Annotated in this window: 18 protein-coding genes; 8 read left to right on the plus strand and 10 right to left on the minus strand. The window is 27.1% G+C overall.

Going from position 1 to position 21025, the window contains the following annotated elements:
• Nucleotides 1–4: 4 nt before the first annotated feature.
• The 3 genes from BMUR_RS14870 to BMUR_RS01725 all read right to left on the minus strand — a co-directional run bounded on the left by BMUR_RS14870 (nt 5) and on the right by BMUR_RS01725 (nt 1976).
• Complete coding sequence (locus tag BMUR_RS14870) at nt 5–472, minus strand: hypothetical protein (protein WP_013112869.1); 468 nt, start codon at nt 470–472, stop codon at nt 5–7.
• A gap of 113 nt (nt 473–585) precedes the next feature.
• Nucleotides 586–1002: a hypothetical protein gene (locus BMUR_RS14875; RefSeq protein ID WP_013112870.1), complete on the minus strand. Its 417-nt coding sequence runs from the start codon at nt 1000–1002 to the stop codon at nt 586–588.
• A 92-nt stretch (nt 1003–1094) separates the two neighbouring features.
• On the minus strand, nt 1095–1976 hold the full coding sequence (locus BMUR_RS01725) for a cation diffusion facilitator family transporter (RefSeq protein ID WP_013112871.1): 882 nt from the start codon (nt 1974–1976) through the stop codon (nt 1095–1097).
• Between the two features lie 258 nt (nt 1977–2234).
• Between BMUR_RS01725 and fabD the strand changes: the two genes are divergently transcribed.
• A complete protein-coding gene (fabD, locus tag BMUR_RS01730) occupies nt 2235–3149 on the plus strand; it encodes an ACP S-malonyltransferase (protein WP_013112872.1) in 915 nt (304 codons plus the stop codon).
• Between the two features lie 148 nt (nt 3150–3297).
• On the opposite strand, the gene ahpC is transcribed toward fabD, so the two are convergent.
• Nucleotides 3298–3861 (minus strand): alkyl hydroperoxide reductase subunit C, encoded by a 564-nt coding sequence (gene ahpC, locus BMUR_RS01735; protein WP_013112873.1) that lies wholly within the window; start codon nt 3859–3861, stop codon nt 3298–3300.
• 234 nt (nt 3862–4095) lie between these two features.
• Between ahpC and yqeK the strand changes: the two genes are divergently transcribed.
• Together yqeK and hflX are read left to right on the plus strand one after the other, a co-directional pair.
• Nucleotides 4096–4665 (plus strand): bis(5'-nucleosyl)-tetraphosphatase (symmetrical) YqeK, encoded by a 570-nt coding sequence (gene yqeK / locus BMUR_RS01740; RefSeq protein ID WP_013112874.1) that lies wholly within the window; start codon nt 4096–4098, stop codon nt 4663–4665.
• A gap of 253 nt (nt 4666–4918) precedes the next feature.
• Nucleotides 4919–6034 (plus strand): GTPase HflX, encoded by a 1116-nt coding sequence (gene hflX / locus BMUR_RS01745; protein ID WP_013112875.1) that lies wholly within the window; start codon nt 4919–4921, stop codon nt 6032–6034.
• 4 nt (nt 6035–6038) lie between these two features.
• Here the strand turns inward: hflX and BMUR_RS01750 are convergent, their stop codons facing one another.
• Together BMUR_RS01750 and BMUR_RS01755 are read right to left on the minus strand one after the other, a co-directional pair.
• Nucleotides 6039–6497, minus strand: a complete 459-nt coding sequence (locus BMUR_RS01750; protein ID WP_013112876.1) for a CAP domain-containing protein — start codon at nt 6495–6497, stop codon at nt 6039–6041.
• 73 nt (nt 6498–6570) lie between these two features.
• Complete coding sequence (locus BMUR_RS01755) at nt 6571–8292, minus strand: DNA adenine methylase (protein ID WP_013112877.1); 1722 nt, start codon at nt 8290–8292, stop codon at nt 6571–6573.
• 178 nt (nt 8293–8470) lie between these two features.
• Here BMUR_RS01755 and BMUR_RS01760 point away from each other — a divergent pair, with 178 nt between their 5' ends.
• On the plus strand, nt 8471–10291 hold the full coding sequence (locus tag BMUR_RS01760; RefSeq protein ID WP_013112878.1) for a methyl-accepting chemotaxis protein: 1821 nt from the start codon (nt 8471–8473) through the stop codon (nt 10289–10291).
• Between the two features lie 52 nt (nt 10292–10343).
• Here BMUR_RS01760 and BMUR_RS01765 read toward each other — a convergent pair whose 3' ends face one another.
• The 3 genes from BMUR_RS01765 to BMUR_RS01775 all read right to left on the minus strand — a co-directional run bounded on the left by BMUR_RS01765 (nt 10344) and on the right by BMUR_RS01775 (nt 13605).
• Complete coding sequence (locus BMUR_RS01765) at nt 10344–11672, minus strand: MATE family efflux transporter (protein WP_049768313.1); 1329 nt, start codon at nt 11670–11672, stop codon at nt 10344–10346.
• 200 nt (nt 11673–11872) lie between these two features.
• Nucleotides 11873–12880: an aldose epimerase family protein gene (locus BMUR_RS01770; RefSeq protein WP_013112880.1), complete on the minus strand. Its 1008-nt coding sequence runs from the start codon at nt 12878–12880 to the stop codon at nt 11873–11875.
• A gap of 329 nt (nt 12881–13209) precedes the next feature.
• Complete coding sequence (locus tag BMUR_RS01775) at nt 13210–13605, minus strand: secondary thiamine-phosphate synthase enzyme YjbQ (RefSeq protein ID WP_013112881.1); 396 nt, start codon at nt 13603–13605, stop codon at nt 13210–13212.
• 93 nt (nt 13606–13698) lie between these two features.
• Between BMUR_RS01775 and BMUR_RS01780 the strand changes: the two genes are divergently transcribed.
• The 3 genes from BMUR_RS01780 to BMUR_RS01790 are packed head-to-tail and all read left to right on the plus strand — an operon-like array spanning nt 13699 to nt 16944.
• A complete protein-coding gene (locus BMUR_RS01780) occupies nt 13699–14193 on the plus strand; it encodes a pyridoxamine 5'-phosphate oxidase family protein (RefSeq protein ID WP_041750039.1) in 495 nt (164 codons plus the stop codon).
• A complete protein-coding gene (locus BMUR_RS01785) occupies nt 14194–15582 on the plus strand; it encodes a TldD/PmbA family protein (RefSeq protein WP_013112883.1) in 1389 nt (462 codons plus the stop codon).
• A gap of 3 nt (nt 15583–15585) precedes the next feature.
• Nucleotides 15586–16944, plus strand: coding sequence for a TldD/PmbA family protein (locus BMUR_RS01790; RefSeq protein WP_013112884.1), 1359 nt, complete (start codon nt 15586–15588; stop codon nt 16942–16944).
• 568 nt (nt 16945–17512) lie between these two features.
• On the opposite strand, the gene trpB is transcribed toward BMUR_RS01790, so the two are convergent.
• Nucleotides 17513–18766: a tryptophan synthase subunit beta gene (gene trpB, locus BMUR_RS01795; protein ID WP_013112885.1), complete on the minus strand. Its 1254-nt coding sequence runs from the start codon at nt 18764–18766 to the stop codon at nt 17513–17515.
• Between the two features lie 171 nt (nt 18767–18937).
• Between trpB and BMUR_RS01800 the strand changes: the two genes are divergently transcribed.
• Nucleotides 18938–20992, plus strand: coding sequence for a tetratricopeptide repeat protein (locus BMUR_RS01800; RefSeq protein ID WP_013112886.1), 2055 nt, complete (start codon nt 18938–18940; stop codon nt 20990–20992).
• The last annotated feature ends 33 nt before the right edge of the window (nt 20993–21025 follow it).

Below are 21025 nucleotides of genomic sequence, written 5' to 3' on the forward strand. Positions count from 1 at the left end.
AAAACTATATATTAATTTCTTTTATAGTATCATTTTCAATATAATATATAATCCCAAACATATCATTAAAAAAGCAATTATTATTATTTATAACTGCAATATTTTTTACAGTACTATTTTTTATATTATAGCTATTAACATTTATACAATATTTATTAAAATCCAAAGCTATTAAATTATCATTGTAAAAATATAACTTACCATGCACTTCATTATTTTCATCTAAACTAAATAAATTAATATTAATAGATTTATAACTTTCTAAATATCTATACTTATCACTATTATCTATTTTTATATTATCTATATTATAAAACATTAATTGATTATAAACAAAATCTTCATCATTAAAATTTGTATTATCACAAGCCAAAACAAATCTTTTATTATCTATAAAAGTTAAAGGTCTGTCCCAATTATAACCGCTTATATATTTATTAACAACATCTGTTTGGCACTTCTCATATACCATTAGAAACTCTTCAATATTAAAATACCTTATACAGTCAACAGGATTCCATACCCAGCCATTAGAAAGAAAATGTTTATAATCTTTTGATACTAATAAATTGCTGTGAAAATAATCTATACCGAACTTTTTTCATCTCTGTTTATATCAGTTATCATCTCTTTAGTTTTTAAATTTATTATATTAAGAGTATTCCATTTAGTTTGGGTGATAAGATGTATTTCATTATTAATAATACAAAACTCATTAGAATAGCTTGAATATTTAGAACAGTAATCCTCTCTTTGTAAATTAATAATATCCAATGTTTCTATATTCACTACAGCAGAATTTAAGCCTTTCTCCTCAGTTATACATATATAAGGGTACATTAATTTTAAAACTGTAACTTCTTCTTTGGAATTTATGTTTTCTATTTTTATTAAATCTTTATATGAATTATATACTTTATTATATTTGATTAATTTAGCATCATCAGTAAATAAGAAATATTCTTCAAAGTTTTTATCATTAAAAACAGCATTCTCTATCATAATGCCTATTATAAAATAAAAACGAAAAATATCAATAATAGCCTATACACCCCGCCCACCCGCCCCAAATTTTTATTATTAGATTATAATTTCTATTTATAAGCTTCTATATGTATAGTAGGCTCTATATTCAATCTTTTTCTTATTTCATTTTCAAAAATACTTGCCTTATTATGAGCTTCAAAAACTGTCATGTCTTTTGGAAAACGCATATGGAAAGTTATCTCGCTATGATCTCCGTAAGTATGTATATGAAAATGATGTAAATTAGCAGCGTCATCGTTAATATTTAGTTCTTTAGCTATATCATTTATGCTTTTAATAATCTCTTCTGAAGGATACTCCCCTATCAAAGGTTTAATACTAGATTTAATAACATCAAAAGCAGCATAAAATATTACAAGAGAAACTAATATACTTAATACCCCATCTATCCACCAGAAACTTTTTCCGAATAAAATACCAACCAATATAATTATTGAAGTAATGCTATCACTTCTATGATGCCAAGCGTCTGCGTATAATGATTTAGAACCAGACTTTCTGTATCCCCATAAAGAATACTGAGCTAAAAGTTCTTTGACCAAAATAGAAACAACCATAGCTGCTATTGCCATAGTCGTAAATGAAGCTGTTTTTTTATTCATAATATTTTTTACAGCCTCAGAGAAAAAGCTATAACCAATAAATACAAGCATAATACCAACTATAAAACTTGTTATAAGCTCTATTCTTCCATGTCCAAATGGATGTTCTTTATCAGGAGGTCTTTTAGAAAATATGCCTCCTATTATAACTATAACACTGCTTATACAATCACTCAATGAATGCCAAGCGTCCGCCATAATAGATAATGAACCTGTTAAAAGTCCTACTATATACTTAAAAGCAAATAACAATATGTTTATGATAACAGATACTACACCCTCTATTATCATATATTTTGATTTCTTCTCATTACTAATACTATTCATTTTATAACCCCAAATTTAATTTTTTCAATCTTTTAAGGATAAAGAATTTAATATAAAATGTCAATTGCATAAATATAAATTGTTGTTTACAGATTAGAATGTTTTAACTTTATATAAAAATATTATAACTTATATATGATAAATCAAAATAAAATTAAGAACTTGATAAAAGTTAATTTTTTTGTTAATATAGTTCTATATGGTTTACATAATTAAAAATTAAATAAAAAATATATATAAAAAAGGAGAACAAAGAATATGTCAAATATAGCATTTTTATTTCCGGGTCAAGGTTCGCAATGTGCTGGTATGGGAAAATCTTTATATGACAATGTTGCTGAATCTAAAGCAATATTCGATAAGGCTGCAAATATATTAGATGATGTAGATATTAAAGCACTATGCTTTGAAGGAACAGAAGATGATCTTAAAAAAACAGAAAATACTCAGCCTGCTTTGGTTACAGTAGGTATTGCTGTTTATGAAGCATTAAAAGCAAAAGGAATAAAAGGAAATTTATTCGCAGGACATAGCTTGGGAGAAATTACTGCCCTTTCTGCTGCAGGATATATATCGTTTGAAGATGCTGTAAAAATAGCAAGAACAAGAGGTCTTTTAATGGCTAAAGCTGGTGCTGATGCTCCATATGGAATGGCTGCAGTGCTTGGATTAAGTTATGATGATGTTGCTAAATGTATGCCTGAAAATAAAGAGGTTGTTGCTGCTAATTATAATTTAAAAGATCAAATAGTTATATCCGGTTTATTAAGTGCAATTGAAGCAGTTACTCCTAAACTTCAGGAGGCTGGTGCTAAAAGAGTATTGCCTCTAAAAGTATCCGGTGCTTTCCACTCTCCATTTATGAAACCTGCTGCTGACAGTTTAAAAGAGTTTTTAGAAAAAATAGAGTTTCATAAAAACGATAATAAAGTTTTGTCTAATGTTACAGCAGAAGTTCATGAATTTGATTCTATAAAAGAAAATTTATATAAACAAATGTTCTCTACTGTTAGATGGTACGAAAGCATGCTTAATATACAAAAACAAGGTATAACAAAAGTATTTGAATGCGGACCGGGTAAAGTTTTAGTAGGTATGAGCAAAAAAATCACTCCAGACATTGATGCTATTTCTGTATTTGATATAGACTCTTTAAATGCTGCTTGTAATTAATTTTAATAAAAAATAAAATAATGATATAAAGACAGGATTTATAATTATTTCCTGTCTTTTTTTTCGAATAAAATTTTTAAAATAAAAAAAGGACATATAAAATCAATTATATGTCCTTTCATTTTATACTATATTTAAATTAATATTATTATAGCTTACCAACCAAATCAATACCAGGTTTTAAAGTTTTAGCACCCGGTTTCCATTTAGCAGGACAAACTTCGCCGCCATGTTCAGCTACATATTGAGCAGCTTGTACTTTACGTAATAATTCATTAGCATCTCTTCCGATTCCCATATCATGTACTTCATAAGCTTTGATTTGACCTTCTGGGTTTACAATAAAGCTTCCGCGGAAATTCTGACCAGCTTCATCTACATAAACTTCAAAAAATCTTCCTAATACTCCTGTTGGGTCCCCAAGCATAGTGTATTTAAGATTTTTAATTGTTTCTGTAGCATCTGCCCAAGCTTTATGTACAAAGTGAGTGTCTGCTGATACTGAATATACTTCGCAGTTGATCTTTTTTAAATCTTCATAAACAGTATTTAAATCTGCTAATTCTGTAGGACATACAAATGTAAAGTCAGCAGGATAGAAGAAAAATACACTCCATTTACCTAATACATCTTTCTTTTCAACAGTTTTAAACTCGCCGTTTTGATAGGCTTCTACTTTGAAATCTATTAGTTTTTTATTGATTAAGCTCATTTATAACTCCTTTTACTAATGTTTGTATATTCTAACAATACATTAAATAATAGTTTTTGTCAAGTAAAAAATAATATAAACTGATAAAAATTACTAAAAAAACAAAATTATTTTGAAATATATATAATAATTTTTGAACGTATTGACATTAAATAATATATTCAATTAAATTGACAAAATAATTCTGCTGTAATAAAATAATAAAACTAAATAAAAAATAGAGAATAAAAATATATGAGAGCGTTTAATAATCAAGAATTAGAAATAGTAAAATATATAAATGAATATTTACCTTTTAGAGAAAAGCATATACTCTCTACAAGGGAGCTTTCTATTAAGATAGCAGAAAAATATGGAGCTGATACTAATAAGGCTTCTATTTCAGCACTTTGTCATGATTTGGGAAAAAGATATAAAGATGATGATATGCGTAAAATTATACTTGAAAATGATAATATAGAATATCCAAGCTATATAACAGGTGCTTTGCTTCATGCAAGAGTTAGTGCTATAATAACAGAAAAAGAGTTTAATATAACTGATAAAGAAATTTTAAAAGCTATAGAAAGCCATACAGTAGGACATGCTAATATGAGCATGCTTGAAAAAATAATATATGCTGCCGATTATCTTGAACCTACTAGAAAACTTGAAACAGCTGATAAAATAAGAGAAAAAATTTTTACAGATTTTGATGATGCATTTTTAGAAGTAGTTTATGAATCCATAAGTTTTGTGCTTAGTAAGAAACAATATTTATCTGATAAAACTATAGAACTTTATAATTCTCTAGTAATAAAATAATAATTTTTAAATATTAGAAAACCAAATATAAAAATTGTGAGCGGACAGCGTCATTTGCTATACATTTTAGCGAACAATTTTTATTAGCAATAATAATAAAATAATAATTTTTAAATATTATAAAGCCAAATATAAAAATTGTGAGCGGACAGCGTCATTTGCTATATATTTTTAGCGAACAATTTTTATTAGCAATAATAATAAAATAATGATATTATAAACTTTTAAATACTTAAATTGGGAACATTTTTTTATGGATATCAAAGTAAATAATATAAAAAAAGCATATATAATATTTGTAGCTGACAGCAAACAATACAGAAACAGCAAAATTAATATAGATAATATACTAGATGAACTTTCAATGCTATGCGATACAGCAGGATATGAAGTAGCAGAAAGATATTCATTTATTCAGCAAAAAATAACTGCGGGTACTTATATAGGTACTGGTAAATTAGAAAGTTTGAAAGAAAGTGCATTAGTTGATAATGTTGAATATTTCGTATTTGATAATGAGTTAAGCGGTTCGCAGGTTAATGCTATAGAAGAAGGCTCCAATATAAGGGCACTTACAAGAACGGAGATAATACTAGAAATATTTGCAATGCGTGCAAAAACTATGACTGCGAAAATGCAGGTGGAATTAGCATTTTTAGAATTTGAATATCCTAGGTTAAAAGGAAAAAGGACTAATCTAAGCCAAATAAAAGGAGGTATTGGTTTAAGAGGAGGAGCTGGAGAAAAGCAGCTGGAATATGACAGAAGAAGAGCAAGAGAGAGAATACATAAATTAAAAACTCAATTAAGCAAAGTTGAAAAATCAGCAAGCACTGGAAGAAAATCAAGAGGAAATGCTTTTAGAGTTGCTATAGTAGGATACACTAATGCCGGAAAAAGTACATTATTTAATCTGCTATGCAAAGAAAGTGTTTATGTGGAAGATAAATTATTTGCAACATTAGATACTCATACTAGGAAACTATATCTTGGAGATGATACACCTGTAGAAGCTATAATAAGCGATACGGTAGGATTTATAGACAGACTTCCGCATACATTAGTAGCATCATTTAAATCTACTCTCTCCGAAGTTGTAGAAGCCGATTTATTACTGCATTTAGTTGACGCTTCCGATGAAAATATAAATAATAAACTCATTCAAGTAGAAAGTATCATAAAAGAAATAGATGCTTCACATATAAAACGTATTGTAGTATTTAATAAAATTGATAACATTGATGAAGTGCAGAAAAATAAAATATCTACTTCTTATGATGATTCAATATTGATAAGTGCTAAAAATAATATTAATATAGAAATGCTTAGAAAGAAAATACTTGATTATATATTGGAACTAAAAAGCTAATAAATTAATTTTGCCTTCTCAGCTGAGCAAATATAACAACCCAAAAATCCTCTCCGTTAATAGCATAATGTGAGACGCCTACATGGGTAAATTTATCACTTAATATATTAATCTTATACTGCGAAGAGTTCATCCAATAACTTACAACCGTTTCAGCATTTTTAAATCTGTATGCTATATTCTCGTCAGAAGAAAAAACCCTTATCCTATTTTCATATAAAAGCTCATCATACCTAGTATTATTAGGTCTGATATGCGAAAAGTTAATTGAAAGTTCTTTAGCTCTAATATCTGCCACCTTATTAAGTTCATCGCTTAATTCAAATGGATACAAACCCTCATTTTCTCTAACTTCATTTAATGCCTTTAATGTTGTTTCAGCTTCATAATTATACTGTGAATACAAAACTGATAAAGAACAAAAATAAAGAATAAATAAAGCCTTAATTATAATATTAAACATATATGTGTATTCTACTTCTATAAACTCTATTATTTTAGATATTTTTATGTTTTATAAATATAATATTTTTTTATTATTTTTCAAGTCTAAGCAACAATTTATTTTTATTAATTTCTGAAATATTAGAATGTGTTATATTGTAAATTATCCTCTTTCTTATCTTATCTATAATGCTTATATCATTATTTTTATAATATGATATTATATCCAAAATATCATTTGTAATATCAAATAAATACTCATTCGATTTTCTTGAGCATAATCTGCTGTACGTTTTTAATATATATTCTCCAAAATATTTGATAAGTTTTATATTGTTTGATAATACTGCAGCATTAAAATGATATGAATATATTTTCAATGCCCCTATATTATCTTCTCTTATATATCGCTCTAAAAACAAAGAAAACATCTTTATATATTCCAAACTTTTATTTTGAAGTTTTAAGCATATCTCTTCTTTATTCATTATATGAGTAGAATATTCTAGATAAATTACTATAATATCATCTTTATCATAATCAAATATTATACTGTCTTTAGAACAATCCAAAGGGTTTTCTAATTTAAGTCTTATATTCTCTATATATTTTAAATTCTTATTGAAATTACTAAAATAAAAATTATGCTTTCTAGTATCTACAACAAATAAATATTCTACATTTTTAGTTTTATTAACAATAGATCTTTTAGCACCTCTGTATTTTGTATATTCAGAAGTAATGATATCCAATTTGCCATGCTCTTCAAGAATAGATATTAAATCGTCATATTCTATTATACCATCTGTAGAATAACTCATTACTATATAATTACTATTTATATTATCAAGTAAATTTATTAAAGTATCTTTAGCTGTCTTCTTGTAGCAGTATAAAGATTTAGTTTTTACCCAGTCCTTTCTAATACCTCCCTTGTCTGTTTTCTTTCCGTCAATATAAATATTTTTGTTAATTGGAGGCTTATCCCATAAAGCTATAGTATTAAGTAAATGATAATTACTTCCATATTGATGCTGATTATATGGAGGATCCAAATAAACTAAATCAAAATGCTTATCTTTATTTTTTATAACAAACTCATTAGCATCAAGCATACTTGCATAACAATTAGCACCTTCAAATAATGGTATTTGTTTTAATGATATAGGAGAAAGTATCCTATTTAGTGCATCTTTATTTCTCCCGCCAAAACCTGCATGAAAAGCCTTAAAAACTCCGGAAGTATTTGTATGCGTTGCAGATTCATATATAATAGAAGCTATTAAATAATAATATTCGTTTTGATTAATAGCATTATTTTTATAAAGCTCTTCTATGTTATGTCTTATAATATCTATTCTTGAGGCATTATACTGAGTATAAAAAAGCCTTTCATTAATTAAATCCGGATTATTGTCATCTGAAGGAGCATAATACTTGGAAATATATCTGTCATTATCATTAATATAATCAATGCTGTTAATCATATTAATTGTATTTTCTAATCCGCCAGTATGAATAAACATATTATCTAAATCTTTTATATTAATAGATAAATGAGCATAATTTAATATATAGGAATAATACTCCCAATCATTAGAATAAACCTCTAAATTTAAAGTCTTTAAAAGTCTTGATACGCTTCCGCTTCCTGCAAATAAATCCAAAGCAGTTTTTATAGAACTATCCTCTTCTAATATATGCAAAATTGCAGCCTCTATAAATGGAAGAAGTCTTCTTTTATTTCCAATATATGCTATTAAATTTTCTTTTAAATATTTTTCTTTAGTATTAGCTTCTGCATTAGTTATCATAATCTTATTATCATAATATAGTTTACATAATTATATTAACATAATAACAGCAAAATATCAACATAGAAACTACAGATTAATTTGAAAATATACTATTTACTATTTTTTGATAATAGGTTATAGTATATAAATTTATAAAAGTAATAATCTATAAGTGCTTAATTGGAGATGCGAAATTATGATAGAGAATGTAAAAAAAAATAGCTTAGTATTCAAATTTTTAATACCATATATGGCAGCACTGTTTATAATATGCGTACTTATTTACATAGCATACCGTCCTCAATATAAAGTCAGATTTTTAACATCGAATAAATATAATATATCAAATATATCTGATGAATTAGAAAATAATATATCATCTTTATATGGGAAAATTAATATATTCTGCTCATATGTTGAAAAGGAGACTGATTCTAATAAATTATTGGAAGTATTTGCAAATGTAATAAAAAACGAAAGTGATTTAATGAATATATTTTATGCAGACACAATACCATATAAAAACGGAGGTACTGTATTAAATACGGTAGGACAGCTTCCGAATGATTATGACCAAACAACTAAAGAATGGTATCAAAAAGCATTAGCCTCAAGAGAAATAGTAATATCAGATCCTTATATTGATGCTGTAACACAAAATCTAGTAATAACGTTTTCAAAATCTATATACAGAGACGGAGAATTATACGGAATAGTTGGTATTGATGTTCAGTTATCAAAAGTGGTAAATGAGATATTAAATTTAGCAAAAAATTATAATTATGATTTAAGTATTATAGACGATGAAGGGTTGTATATACTTAATTCAGACACTAATTACATATTAAAAGAAAATGCTTTTAATAATAATATAATATCTCCGCATAAAAATGATATATTAAACAATACTCATTATGAATGGATAGATAAAGATTTTTCTTATTTAACTTCCAAAATAAAAAATAGTCAGTGGTATTTGATTGTAAAGACAGGAAATGAAGAATTAAAATCATCACTCTTAAAACTTCTTATTCTTATTATAGCAGTATTTATAATATTATCTGCTATAGAAGCTGTACTAGTACTTTTAATAGCTATACCTATATCAAGAACATTAGACAATACTATATCAATAATAAGTTCAATGGCAAAGGGTAATTTTAATACATTATTTGATGAAAGGGAGTTAAAGAAAAACGACCAAACAGGAGATGTTATAAGGGCACTAAATGAAATGCAAAATAAACTAGGTGATATCATCTATAACATGAAAAATGAAATTAACGGCATAAATAATTCAGTAAATATAATAACAAACGGTAATATTAATTTATCTGACAGAGCTACATCTCAGGCAAGTTCATTAGAAGAATTAACAAGGTCTATAGAGTTTGTATTTTCATCATTAAAAGAAACAGCCGAAAATGCAGGAAATGCAAAAAGTATGAGCGAAAAAGTATCTAATGCCACAAAAAACGGCGTAAATGCTATTAATGCCACATCTGAAAACATGGCTGAAATATCTGAAGCAAGTAAAAAAATATCTGATATTACTAAAATAATAGAATCTATCGCTTTACAAACTAATATACTTGCATTAAATGCATCGGTAGAAGCTGCACGTGCTGGGGAACAGGGTAAAGGTTTTGCTGTTGTTGCAAGCGAAGTAAGAAACTTAGCTCAAAATGTAGGAAATGCGGCTAAAGATATAACAAGCATAGCTAATGAAACTGTGGATAAAATACAAAATGGAAGTGCTTCTGTACAGGCTTCATCTTATATATTAAATCAAATAGAATCATCTGTTAATGATGTACTTACTTTGCTAACAGAAATATCAAGTGCTATCATAGAAGAAGAAAACAGCGTATCTGAAATAAATACTGCTGTTGTAGAAATTAATAAAATAACTCAGGATACTTCCAAAATAGCCAATGACGGAGCAAATGCAAGTAAAGATGTACTTGATAAATCAAATAATATAGTTGAACAAGTTTCTTATTTCCGTTTTAATTAAAAAATAAATCGGCATAATAGTTAAGCAAAAAAATAATATTATGCCGATTATACTATGCATTAACATATTTAAACTTTATCCATTTTCCGCTAAAATATCTATAAGTAAATATTAAAGCCTTTACTATCCAATCGGCAAACATAGCAATCCAAGTTCCAATCATGCCCATATGAAAATAAAGTGCAAACACATAAGCAAGCACTATCCTGCATACTATCATCGATATAGAAGCCACTGCCATAGGAAATTTAGCATCCCCAGAAGCTCTAAATACTACAGGAAGAGAATAACCTAAAGGCCATATAATCATCATAACAGCATGATACCATGATAATTTATAAGTATATGATGTTGCCTCAGCAGATAAATGGTATATATGAAGTATAAAAGGAAGAAGAGATAATATTATAATACTTGTTATAGTCTGAGATATATAAATGATTGCTATAATTTTTTTAGTATAATATTTAGTTTGATTATAGTCGTTAGCACCAACACACTGTGATATAACAGTAGTAAGTCCCAATCCTATAGCCATTCCGGGCAGAACTTCAAAAGATGCTATTAATGTAGATACTGAATTGGCTGCTATTGAAGCCGTACCAAATGTAGATACCAAACTTAATATCAATAATCTTCCAAAATAAAACATACCATTTTCTATACCATAAGGAACACCTACTGATAATATTCTTTTTACTGCGGAAAAAGTCATTTTATATTTAACTTTATTTTTTATATATATTAAATTTTTTTTATTTAATCCTAAAATTATAATTATTAAAGCTGCCCCTATCCTGCTAATCAATGTAGAAATTGCCGCACCAGCTATACCCATTTTAAATACATAAATTAAAACAGCATTACCTATAACATTCAATATATTCATAGATATCATTATTTTCATTGATATTTTAGAATTACCTATAGTTCTAAACATAGAAGCTCCTCCATTGTATAGAGCCAAAAAAGGTATTGAGGCAGCTACTATAAACATATATGTATTAGCATTGTTTCTTACCTCTTCAGTTATACTTCCAAATAAAATAGTCAGTAAATAATCTTTAAATATATAAATTAATATTGTTATAACTACAGAAAATAATAATAAAAATCTTATAAGCTGATTAATAGAATCATCTGCTTTTTCTATATTTTTAGCTCCTATATACTGCCCGCTTGCAACAGCACCTCCAGTAGCAATGGCAGCAAATATACTTATAAGAAAAGCTATAACAAAATCAACTAAAAATACAGCCGATACAGCATCCTCTCCCACATTTGCAACCATTATAGAATCTATCAAACCAACTAAATACTCCAGAAATACCTCTATAACAAGCGGTATAAATAATTTGGCAAGATATTTATTTGAAAACATATAATTTCTTTTAACAGCATTTGAATTAGAACTCAATTTTATCTCCTTAAAAATAATTATGCATAATTTTTATAATTTTGAAATTGATTATAGCATTGGAGCATACTCTAATGTCAAATGTTTTTTATGATTTTTTATATAAAAAATAAAGGAGCTGCATACAGCCCCTTAAAAATATCTATTATATAATATTATATTTATTATATTAATCCGAACTTATATATAGTTCTATGATTATATTCTCTGTCTGGATAAAGCATTATGCTTGGAAAATGATTAAAGTTTAAAGAGCATGAAAAATACTGTGCTTCCAAACAAAAAGCCTCATGTTTGCCCAAAGTCTGATTTCTTACTTTGCAATTATTAAGAGAATTAGCAGTATAAAAAAGTACAGAAGGCATTGTAGTAAATACTTCCAAACTTATACCAGTTTCTTTGGAAATAACTTTTACTCTTTGTTTATTTATATCATTATCATCAAATACAAAACAATTATCACATCCGCCTTTTGATTTTATTATATCATCTATTTTTTTTGATTTTGTGAAGTCATAAGGAGTATTTTTAGTCTTTAATATCTCGCCTGAAGTAATACCATTTTCATCATCACCCAAATAATAAGCGGCATCTATAAATATTTCATGATCATTAATTTTTCCTCCGCCGTTTAAATTAAAATAAGAATGATTCATTATATTTAAAGGACTTGTTTTATCTGTAGTGGCAATATAGTCTATTATTATTTCATTTTCATCTGTTATAGTGTATTTTACTATCAAATTAAGATTTCCGGGATAACCTTCTTCTCTGTCTTTTGATACATAAGAAAATAACACCTCATTATCTTTTTTTTGAATAGAATTATAAATTACATAAGAAAGTCCGTTTACACCGCCATGAGTATGATCTGGTGATTTATTAGCTGTTATATGATACTCTTTATCATCTATTTTAAATTTAGCTCCAATAGTACGTCCTGCCACTCTTCCTACAGTAGCACCCATATGTCCGTTTTTTGCCTTGTCTGTATAAAACTCTATATCATCAGAACCAAATGCCGTTTCTATTTCCTTGCCGTTTTTATCTTTAAAAAATATACCTGTTATAGTTGCACCTACTTCTGCCAATTTTATTTTTAAGCCCTTATCATTTTCTAAAGTATATAGATATGTATTCTTACCAAAATTTTCTTTCTTTGATCTAAACATAATAATATCCTTATAGTGGTTTACATAAATATTATACATCATTTTGATTTTTTTTTATATAATAAACATTATAATTAATTATTTTTATATACATGTGTAAGGTATATTGACAAACATATATTTTTTTATATACTATAATAGTATAATAATTATTTTAAGGAAAACGTATGTGATTAATAATAGAGCTAATTGGTGCAATTAGTCAATTAATAAAGAAAAAATTTCTAAATAAAAATACAGAGAAAACTCTAAAGTGATTTATCATACATTTAATATATTTAATTTACCCCATTAGTGTAATCAAGGGAGGATATGTTTTCTCCCTTGAGTTATTTGCTTATAATCTGTACGTAAACCTTTCTATTTCTAGCCCCGTCAAATTCAAAGAAATATATATCCTGCCAAGTACCTAATACTATTTTTTTATTCTCTATTATTACAGTTAAACTTGGTGATACCAAAGAAGACAAAACATGTGCCTGAGAATTACCTTCGCTATGCTCATAATTATCATGCTGAGGTACTAATTTATTAAATGCGTTTTTCATATCAAAAACCACATCAGGGTCAGCATTTTCATTTATACCAACAGCGGCAGTGGTATGCGGTACAAATATAACAGCAATCCCGTTCTCCACTTTCTCTTCATTAACACATCTTTGCACTTCATCTGTAATATCTACTATATCAAATCTTGATTTAGTTTTAACATTTATAGTATGCATTATTATTTCCTTTAATTTATTTTAATTATATACTACATGATAATCTCTTGATTGTCAATTGATTATTTTATTATTATGTATATAATAGATTTTATGTTTAGAGAGATGAAAAGAAAAAAGCAATTATTATCACATTCAGAAAGTATTAAAATATTAGAAAAATGCACTTCTGGAGTTTTGGGTCTTATAGGAGATGACAATTATCCGTATACTGTTCCTTTAAGTTATGTTTACTCTGATAATAAAATATTTTTTCATGCAGCTAAAAGCGGTTATAAAATAGATGCTATAAAAAATAATAATAAAGCTTCATTTTGCATTATAGAAAAAGATGACGTTAAAATGAAAGAGTATACCACATATTACAGAAGCGTTATAGTATTTGGAAGAGTTTTTATCATAGAAGATGAAAATAAAAAAATAGAAGCTATTGAAAAACTAGCTATAAAATATTATCCTAATGACAATAAAGAAAATAGAAATAATATTATAGATAAAGAATATAATGCTATGTGTATGATTGAATTAGAGATAGAGCATATCACTGGTAAAGAGGCAATAGAATTAGTAAAAAATAAAGGAGAATAAATGAAATATTTTAATTTTGATGAAAATTTTTTGCATACTGTTTTGCAGGAAGCTTTAAAAAACGGAGGCGAATATGCCGATTTATTTTTTGAAGATACAAAAATTAACTCTATAGGGTATTTAGATTCCGGAGTTGATAATACAAGTCTTGGAAATAATTACGGCGTTGGTTTAAGAATTATAGTTAATAAAAAAACAATATATTTATATTCTAATGATACAAGTAATGAGAGTTTAATAAATTTAGCTAAAAGTGCTTCTTCTATAGTAAATGATAAAAAGCATATAATAAACGGTTTTATAGAATCTCATGAAAAAAATCATCACCCATTACATATAAATCCTTTTGATATAAACTTTGATGAAAAAATAGCAATGCTTTCATATTTGGACAAAAAAGCAAGAGAAGTATCTGATAAAATAAAGCAGGTTAATTTAAGATATATGGAAAAACAAAGAAATATTTTAGTATGTGCGAGCAATGGAATATTAAAAGAAGATTCTCAAACATATGTAAGACTAGTTATGGTTTCTATGGCTTCTGACGGAGTTAATACTCAAACAGCAAGTAGAACTAAAGGAGCTTTGGACGGATATCAAGTAATAAGAGATATTAATTTAGACGAAATGGCTTTGGAAACTGCAAATTCTGCAATAAAAATGCTTAATGCAAAGTATCCCAAATCTGGAAAATACCCTGTAGTTATAGACAATGCATTTGGAGGCGTAATATTTCATGAAGCATGCGGACATGCTTTGGAAGCCACTTCTGTTGCTGATAATGCAAGCGTATTTTGCGGAAGACTTGGAGAAAAGATAGCCTCTGATGTTGTTACAGCTGTTGATGACGGTACTATACAGAATGCTTGGGGAAGCTACAATATTGATGATGAAGGAAATGAAGCCCAAAGAACTGTATTAATAGAAAACGGCATATTAAAAAGTTATTTAGTTGATGAGCTAGGATCTTTGAAAATGAATCAAAAAGTTACTGGAAGTGCCAGAAGAGAAAATTATAAATATCCGCCTACTTCGAGAATGAGAAATACATTTATAGATAAAGGAAACTCAAGTTTTGAAGATTTAATTTCTCAAATAGAGTACGGACTTTATGCTAAAAAAATGGGAGGCGGCTCAGTAGACCCTGCCACTACAGATTACAACTTCGCTGTTTCTGAAGGATATATAATAGAAAAAGGTAAGATTACTGAACCTGTAAGAGGTGCTACACTTATAGGGAGAGGAGATGAAACTCTCATGAATATAGAGGCAGTATCTTCAAATTTGGAATTAGCTGATGGTATGTGCGGAAGTATTTCTGGAAGTGTACCTACAACGGTCGGACAGCCGGCTATTAGAGTGAAAGAATTAACTGTAGGAGGAAGATAATACATGGCAGAATTAAATAACTATATGGAAAGAATAAAAGAAATATACAGCACTGTAAAAAATAAATCAAACGATATTGATGAAATAGAAGTTTATATCTCAAGCAGCGGTGAGGAAGAGTTTTCTGTAAGAGAAAGAGATTTAGATAAATATACATTTGCTGAATCTGGAGGTATAGGATTAAGGCTTATAAAAGACGGAAAAGTGGGAATAAGTTTTACTGAAAAGATAGATTCAAATGACTCTATAGAAACTTTAATTAACAATGCAAAAATCTCTCTTTCATATGCCAATGCCGAACCTGATTATAATGTATTGATAGAAAAAGAAGATGATGAAGAAGTTTATAATATTATCAACAATGATATAGTTAATATTCCTAATGAAGAGTTAAAAAAAATATCATTATCCATAGAAGATAAATTATATTCTCTTGATAAAAGAATAGTTAACGTGCCTTCTGCAGGACTTGCAAGATATGACTTTATAAAATGCATTGTAAATAGCAATGGAGTTTGCAAAGGAGAGATAAAAAATAATATAACATACTACGCAGAAGTTATAGCAAAAGATTCTAACAGCACAAAAACTTATTTTGATGTATACTCTTCAAAAGATATATTTTTTGATATAGACTCCTTCACAAAAAATATAGCCGATAATGTTATAAGCAAATTAAATTCCAAAGAAATAGAAAGCGGAAAGTATAAAACAGTATTTACAAGCAAAGCTATGAGAACAATTTTAGGTGCATATTTAGGACTTTTTTCTGCTGAGAATGTACAAAAAAAATTATCATTACTTCAGGGAAAATTAAATCAAAAAATAGCAAATAGTATAATCAATATTAAAGATATACCAGTATTTGATAAAGGTATATATAATACTCATTTTGACGGAGAAGGCTCTAAAACAAAAGATTTAAATATTATAACAAACGGAGTATTAAGCAGCTATTTATACAATAATTATACAGCAAGAAAAGACTCTGTAAAAACTACATCTCATGCATCAAGAGGATTTAAAACTCCTATAGGAATATCATGTCATAACTTCATATTAGAAGAAGGTAAAAATACACAGGAAGAGCTTATATCCCAAATAAAAAATGGAATATTGGTAAACTCTTTAACTGGAACACATTCCGGAGTTAATTCTATAAGCGGAGATTTTTCTCTTCAGGCAGAGGGAATAAAAATAGAAAATGGAAAATTATCATATACTGCAAATCCATTTATAGTATCAGGAAATATATTAGACTTATTAAATGATATAGAAATGCTTGCAAATGATACAGAATATCATCATTCCTCTATTTATACTCCAAGTGCTTTGATTAGAGAACTGTCATTTGCTTCATAACATATTTATAAAAAATAAAGAACTTATAACTAACTAACATAATGAAGTTATAAGCTCTTTATTTATCAAAGTATAGCATTTGGTATATGAGAAGTAAAAAAACAGCAGCTTAAATTGAGGTTTTATAACATATTAAAAATTATAATAATTATATTTTATACTATCAATTTGTAAATATTTTCTGTATTAAGGATAGTATAATTTTTTATATGCTATATATTTTGATTATTTGCAGAAGCAAAATAATTTTGTTATTTTATTTTAACAACTACAAAAATTAATAAAATTATTGTATAATGATATCAGCATATATACAAAATCTAATATATTTGTTTCAAAATATGTTGATATAAATTTATTACTTTATTTTAGATTATAAGATATTAATTATTACTTAAATAAATTATATATTTAAGCTATAAAAGTGCATTTCTTTCATTAGTCATTGTAAAAGTACAAATTTAACCGTTCATTAACCATACATATAAAATTAAAGATATAAAAATAGGCTTTTGAATATTAATAAATAATAAACAAAAACCTATAAATAAAAAATATATATCGGAGGCTAAAATTTGTGAATATCTATGTTTTTTTCTAATCTTTCTAATTCACTTTTTAAAAATTCTTTCCATTTATCAGCTCTAAATATTGGAGAAGTTATAAATATATCTTTATCTCCTCTTCCAGACATATTAACTATAATTACATCATCTTTTGTGTATTGTTTGGCATATTCTATAGCTTTAGCACCTGCATGTGCACTTTCTAATGCAAATATTACTCCCTCATTTCTTGCAAACTCTTTAACAGCATTAATAGCCTCTTTATCAGTAGCATAAGTAAACTCTATTCTTCCAGCTTCTCCCAAATATGCAAGCTGAGGACCTACACCGGGATAGTCCAAACCAGCAGATATAGACATAGTTTCCGATATTTCACCGTTTTCTTTTAATATAAACTTACTCATATATCCCTGAGCTGCTACATCTTTAGCATAAGGGTTTTGCATTCTAATAGCATTTTCTCCAAGATTCATACTTATACCGCCTGCTTCAACTGCTATTAATTTTGGATTTTCTCTTTCTATAAAAGGCTCAAAAAATCCTATAGCATTAGAACCGCCGCCTACGCATGCTATCATAGCTTTAACATTCAAATTTTTCTGTTCTATTTGTTTTTCTAATTCTCTTCCTATTACCGATTGGAAAGTTCTGACAATATCAGGATAAGGACTAGGTCCTACTGCACTTCCAAGCAAATAGTGGGTATCTTTTAAATCTTTAACCCAATCTTCTAATGCCGCATCAACAGCATCTTTAAGTCCTCTTCCTCCCCTTGTAACTGACACTACATTAGCTCCGTACAATTCCATTGAAGCTACATTAGGCTGCTGTCTTTTTACATCTATCTCACCCATATATATAGAACATTCAAGTCCTAATTTTGCACATGCTGCAGCGGTGGCAAGTCCATGCTGACCTGCACCTGTTTCTGCAATAATCTTTTTCTTTCCCATCTTCTTGGCTAAAAGTGCCTGTCCTATTGAATTGTTAATCTTATGTGCACCTGTATTTGCTAAGCCTTCAAGTTTTACATAGATTTTAGCACCGCCTATTTTTTCTGATAGGTTTTTAGCATACATTAAAGGAGTAGGTCTTCCTATAAAATCAGCTCTTAATTCCTCAAGCTCGCTTAAAAACTCTTTGTCATTAATATAATGTGCAAATGCTTCTTCCAATTCAATTAATAATTTTTCTAATGCTTCTGGTACAAATCTACCGCCGAATTTACCGAAGAATCCTTTATTACTGTTTTTCATAATCATAATTCCTTAAATTAAAATATTTTTCTTACTAATATTACTTTATATAGTAAAATTAACATATGTAAGAATTTTGTCAAGATATTTTTTTGTTTTTTATGTTTTTTATTTTCATTATTAAAAAATAGTTTATAATGATTTTAATAAATGCCTATTGGAGTTATGCTGATGATAAAAGACAGAATAGAGAGCCTATTTATTCAGGCAAGATTTTATTTTAATTTGGAAAAATATTCTTCTGCACTTAGAATATACTTTAAGATAATAAACTGTTTTGAAAATTATGATAAAGTATTAGACAGCAATTATAAAGATAGATATTTTGCAAGAAGCTATTATAAGACAGCATTAACATTATATTATTTAAATAGATATGAAGAGGCAATAGATTATTACAGTAAGGCTATAGAGATTAACCCTCTTTATGAAAAGGCTTTTATAAACAAAGGCATAATACTTGCAAAGTTAATGGCATTTGATGAGGCTTTATACTCATTTAATATGGCTCTGGAAATCAATGATAAATCTGAGATAAGCTATTTTAATATAGGCATTATATATTCAAGACTGGAGAGATATGAAGATGCTTTATATTATTTTAATAAGGCTTCAGAGCTTGGATATGATTATGCTTATTTGAATGTTGCTATAGTATTGGAGAAGATTGGTAAAATAGAAGAGGCATTTGAGGCATATGATAAAGCAGTTTCTATAAATAAATCTTTGGAGGTAATTTATTTAAATAAGGCTAGTCTTCTTATAAATATAAAAAAATATAAAGAGGCTATAGAATGTTTGGATAAGTCTTTATCTATTTTAGATGAAAAAAATTCAAAGGGAGACACCATCATAAAAAATAAGGATTATATAGAGTATATAGAAATAGGAATGATGGAAAATGATACTATATACGACAGAATATATTTTTTAAAATCTGAGGCTCTCATAGGTTTAGAGCAGTATGATTATGCTCTAACTCTTATATTAAATATAAAAGATTCTAAGAGCGTTAATATATTCAGCATTATATCAAGATTTATAGAATATATAGGCATAGAAAAAATTATTAATACAATATTAAAAGAAGATAGTTTTTGGACAGAAGAAAAAGAAGAGTATTTTAATTTTATAGTAAGAGATATAAATATTGAAAACAGAATAAAATTAAAAAAGCTATGGATACTGCAGTATGTATTTTTATATTTGGTATCAGTAAAAGATAATGATAAAATTAATGAGATATCTCATTATACAAGCATTGAAGTATTTGATGATATGGCATTTGATAAGAGATACGATAAAGCAGACAGCTCAAAATATAATACATACTTAAAAAAAAATAAACTTAGAATGACAAGTATAAAAAATGCAAATGATCCTAAAGAAGGCAAAATATTGATGCAGCTTCTAAGAAATAATAATGTCAATTCAAAATACGGTAATATTAATAATTTTATAGCATTGCAGACATCATTCAGCAGATGTAAAGACTCTCTTACTATGTACAGACTATACGGAAAATATGACAACAAAGAAGGTACAGGCTGCTGTTTGGTATTTGATAAATCTTTTTTTGATACATCTTTCAATAATTGCGGCTCTAGTATTTTATTTTCATTTTCTTATGACAAAAATAATTATTCTAATATTGAGTTTTATGAAGAGCAGACTTTGCCATTATATTTTGTGCTATATTATAATTTTAAGAGAAATGAAATAATATTTAATCCATGCGAATCAGATTATGATAATCTTATTATTAATTTAAATAAAGAATATGATCTTTGGAATGAAGGAAGCAAATTTTATGATAAATTAAAAAACAATATAGGATATGTATTTTATTCTATGTTTAAGGTGATAAAAGATTTTAATTCAGAAGAAGCAGTATTATCGTATCAGCTTCTTATGAATATTCAGTATTTGATAAAAGATGCTTCATTTATAGAAGAGCAGGAGATGCGTATTATACAGCTTATAGAATATGGAAGTAATCCTCTTCATATTGATGATAAAATGAAACGTTCTTACAAAAATTATCTTTATATATTTGATAATAAGTCGTTAAAAGAGGTAATATTAGCACCTAAAGTGGAAGATGCTGATTTTTTAGTAGAAAAGTTTAATGACAGACTTGCAAAAGCTACAAGTATATATAATTCAAAAAAAATGAAAAATAAATATAAAATAAATGTTTATATATCTAATGCTCCTATATCTTGACAAATATGCATTAATAATTATAATTTTAATATA

The sequence above is a fragment of the Brachyspira murdochii DSM 12563 genome (genome assembly GCF_000092845.1).
In the GTDB taxonomy this organism is placed as follows: domain Bacteria; phylum Spirochaetota; class Brachyspiria; order Brachyspirales; family Brachyspiraceae; genus Brachyspira; species Brachyspira murdochii.

Coding starts and splice junctions, on each gene's coding strand:
- BMUR_RS01780 (WP_041750039.1), top strand. CDS start 13,699: ATGTTTAGAGAGATGAAAAGAAAAAAGCAATTATTATCACATTCAGAA.
- BMUR_RS01790 (WP_013112884.1), top strand. CDS start 15,586: ATGGCAGAATTAAATAACTATATGGAAAGAATAAAAGAAATATACAGC.
- BMUR_RS01770 (WP_013112880.1), bottom strand. CDS start 12,880: ATGTTTAGATCAAAGAAAGAAAATTTTGGTAAGAATACATATCTATAT.
- BMUR_RS01785 (WP_013112883.1), top strand. CDS start 14,194: ATGAAATATTTTAATTTTGATGAAAATTTTTTGCATACTGTTTTGCAG.
- BMUR_RS01800 (WP_013112886.1), top strand. CDS start 18,938: ATGATAAAAGACAGAATAGAGAGCCTATTTATTCAGGCAAGATTTTAT.
- fabD (WP_013112872.1), top strand. CDS start 2,235: ATGTCAAATATAGCATTTTTATTTCCGGGTCAAGGTTCGCAATGTGCT.
- BMUR_RS14875 (WP_013112870.1), bottom strand. CDS start 1,002: ATGATAGAGAATGCTGTTTTTAATGATAAAAACTTTGAAGAATATTTC.
- ahpC (WP_013112873.1), bottom strand. CDS start 3,861: ATGAGCTTAATCAATAAAAAACTAATAGATTTCAAAGTAGAAGCCTAT.
- BMUR_RS01775 (WP_013112881.1), bottom strand. CDS start 13,605: ATGCATACTATAAATGTTAAAACTAAATCAAGATTTGATATAGTAGAT.
- BMUR_RS01760 (WP_013112878.1), top strand. CDS start 8,471: ATGATAGAGAATGTAAAAAAAAATAGCTTAGTATTCAAATTTTTAATA.
- BMUR_RS01765 (WP_049768313.1), bottom strand. CDS start 11,672: ATGTTTTCAAATAAATATCTTGCCAAATTATTTATACCGCTTGTTATA.
- BMUR_RS01725 (WP_013112871.1), bottom strand. CDS start 1,976: ATGAATAGTATTAGTAATGAGAAGAAATCAAAATATATGATAATAGAG.
- hflX (WP_013112875.1), top strand. CDS start 4,919: ATGGATATCAAAGTAAATAATATAAAAAAAGCATATATAATATTTGTA.
- BMUR_RS01755 (WP_013112877.1), bottom strand. CDS start 8,292: ATGATAACTAATGCAGAAGCTAATACTAAAGAAAAATATTTAAAAGAA.
- trpB (WP_013112885.1), bottom strand. CDS start 18,766: ATGAAAAACAGTAATAAAGGATTCTTCGGTAAATTCGGCGGTAGATTT.
- BMUR_RS01750 (WP_013112876.1), bottom strand. CDS start 6,497: ATGTTTAATATTATAATTAAGGCTTTATTTATTCTTTATTTTTGTTCT.
- yqeK (WP_013112874.1), top strand. CDS start 4,096: ATGAGAGCGTTTAATAATCAAGAATTAGAAATAGTAAAATATATAAAT.
- BMUR_RS14870 (WP_013112869.1), bottom strand. CDS start 472: ATGGTATATGAGAAGTGCCAAACAGATGTTGTTAATAAATATATAAGC.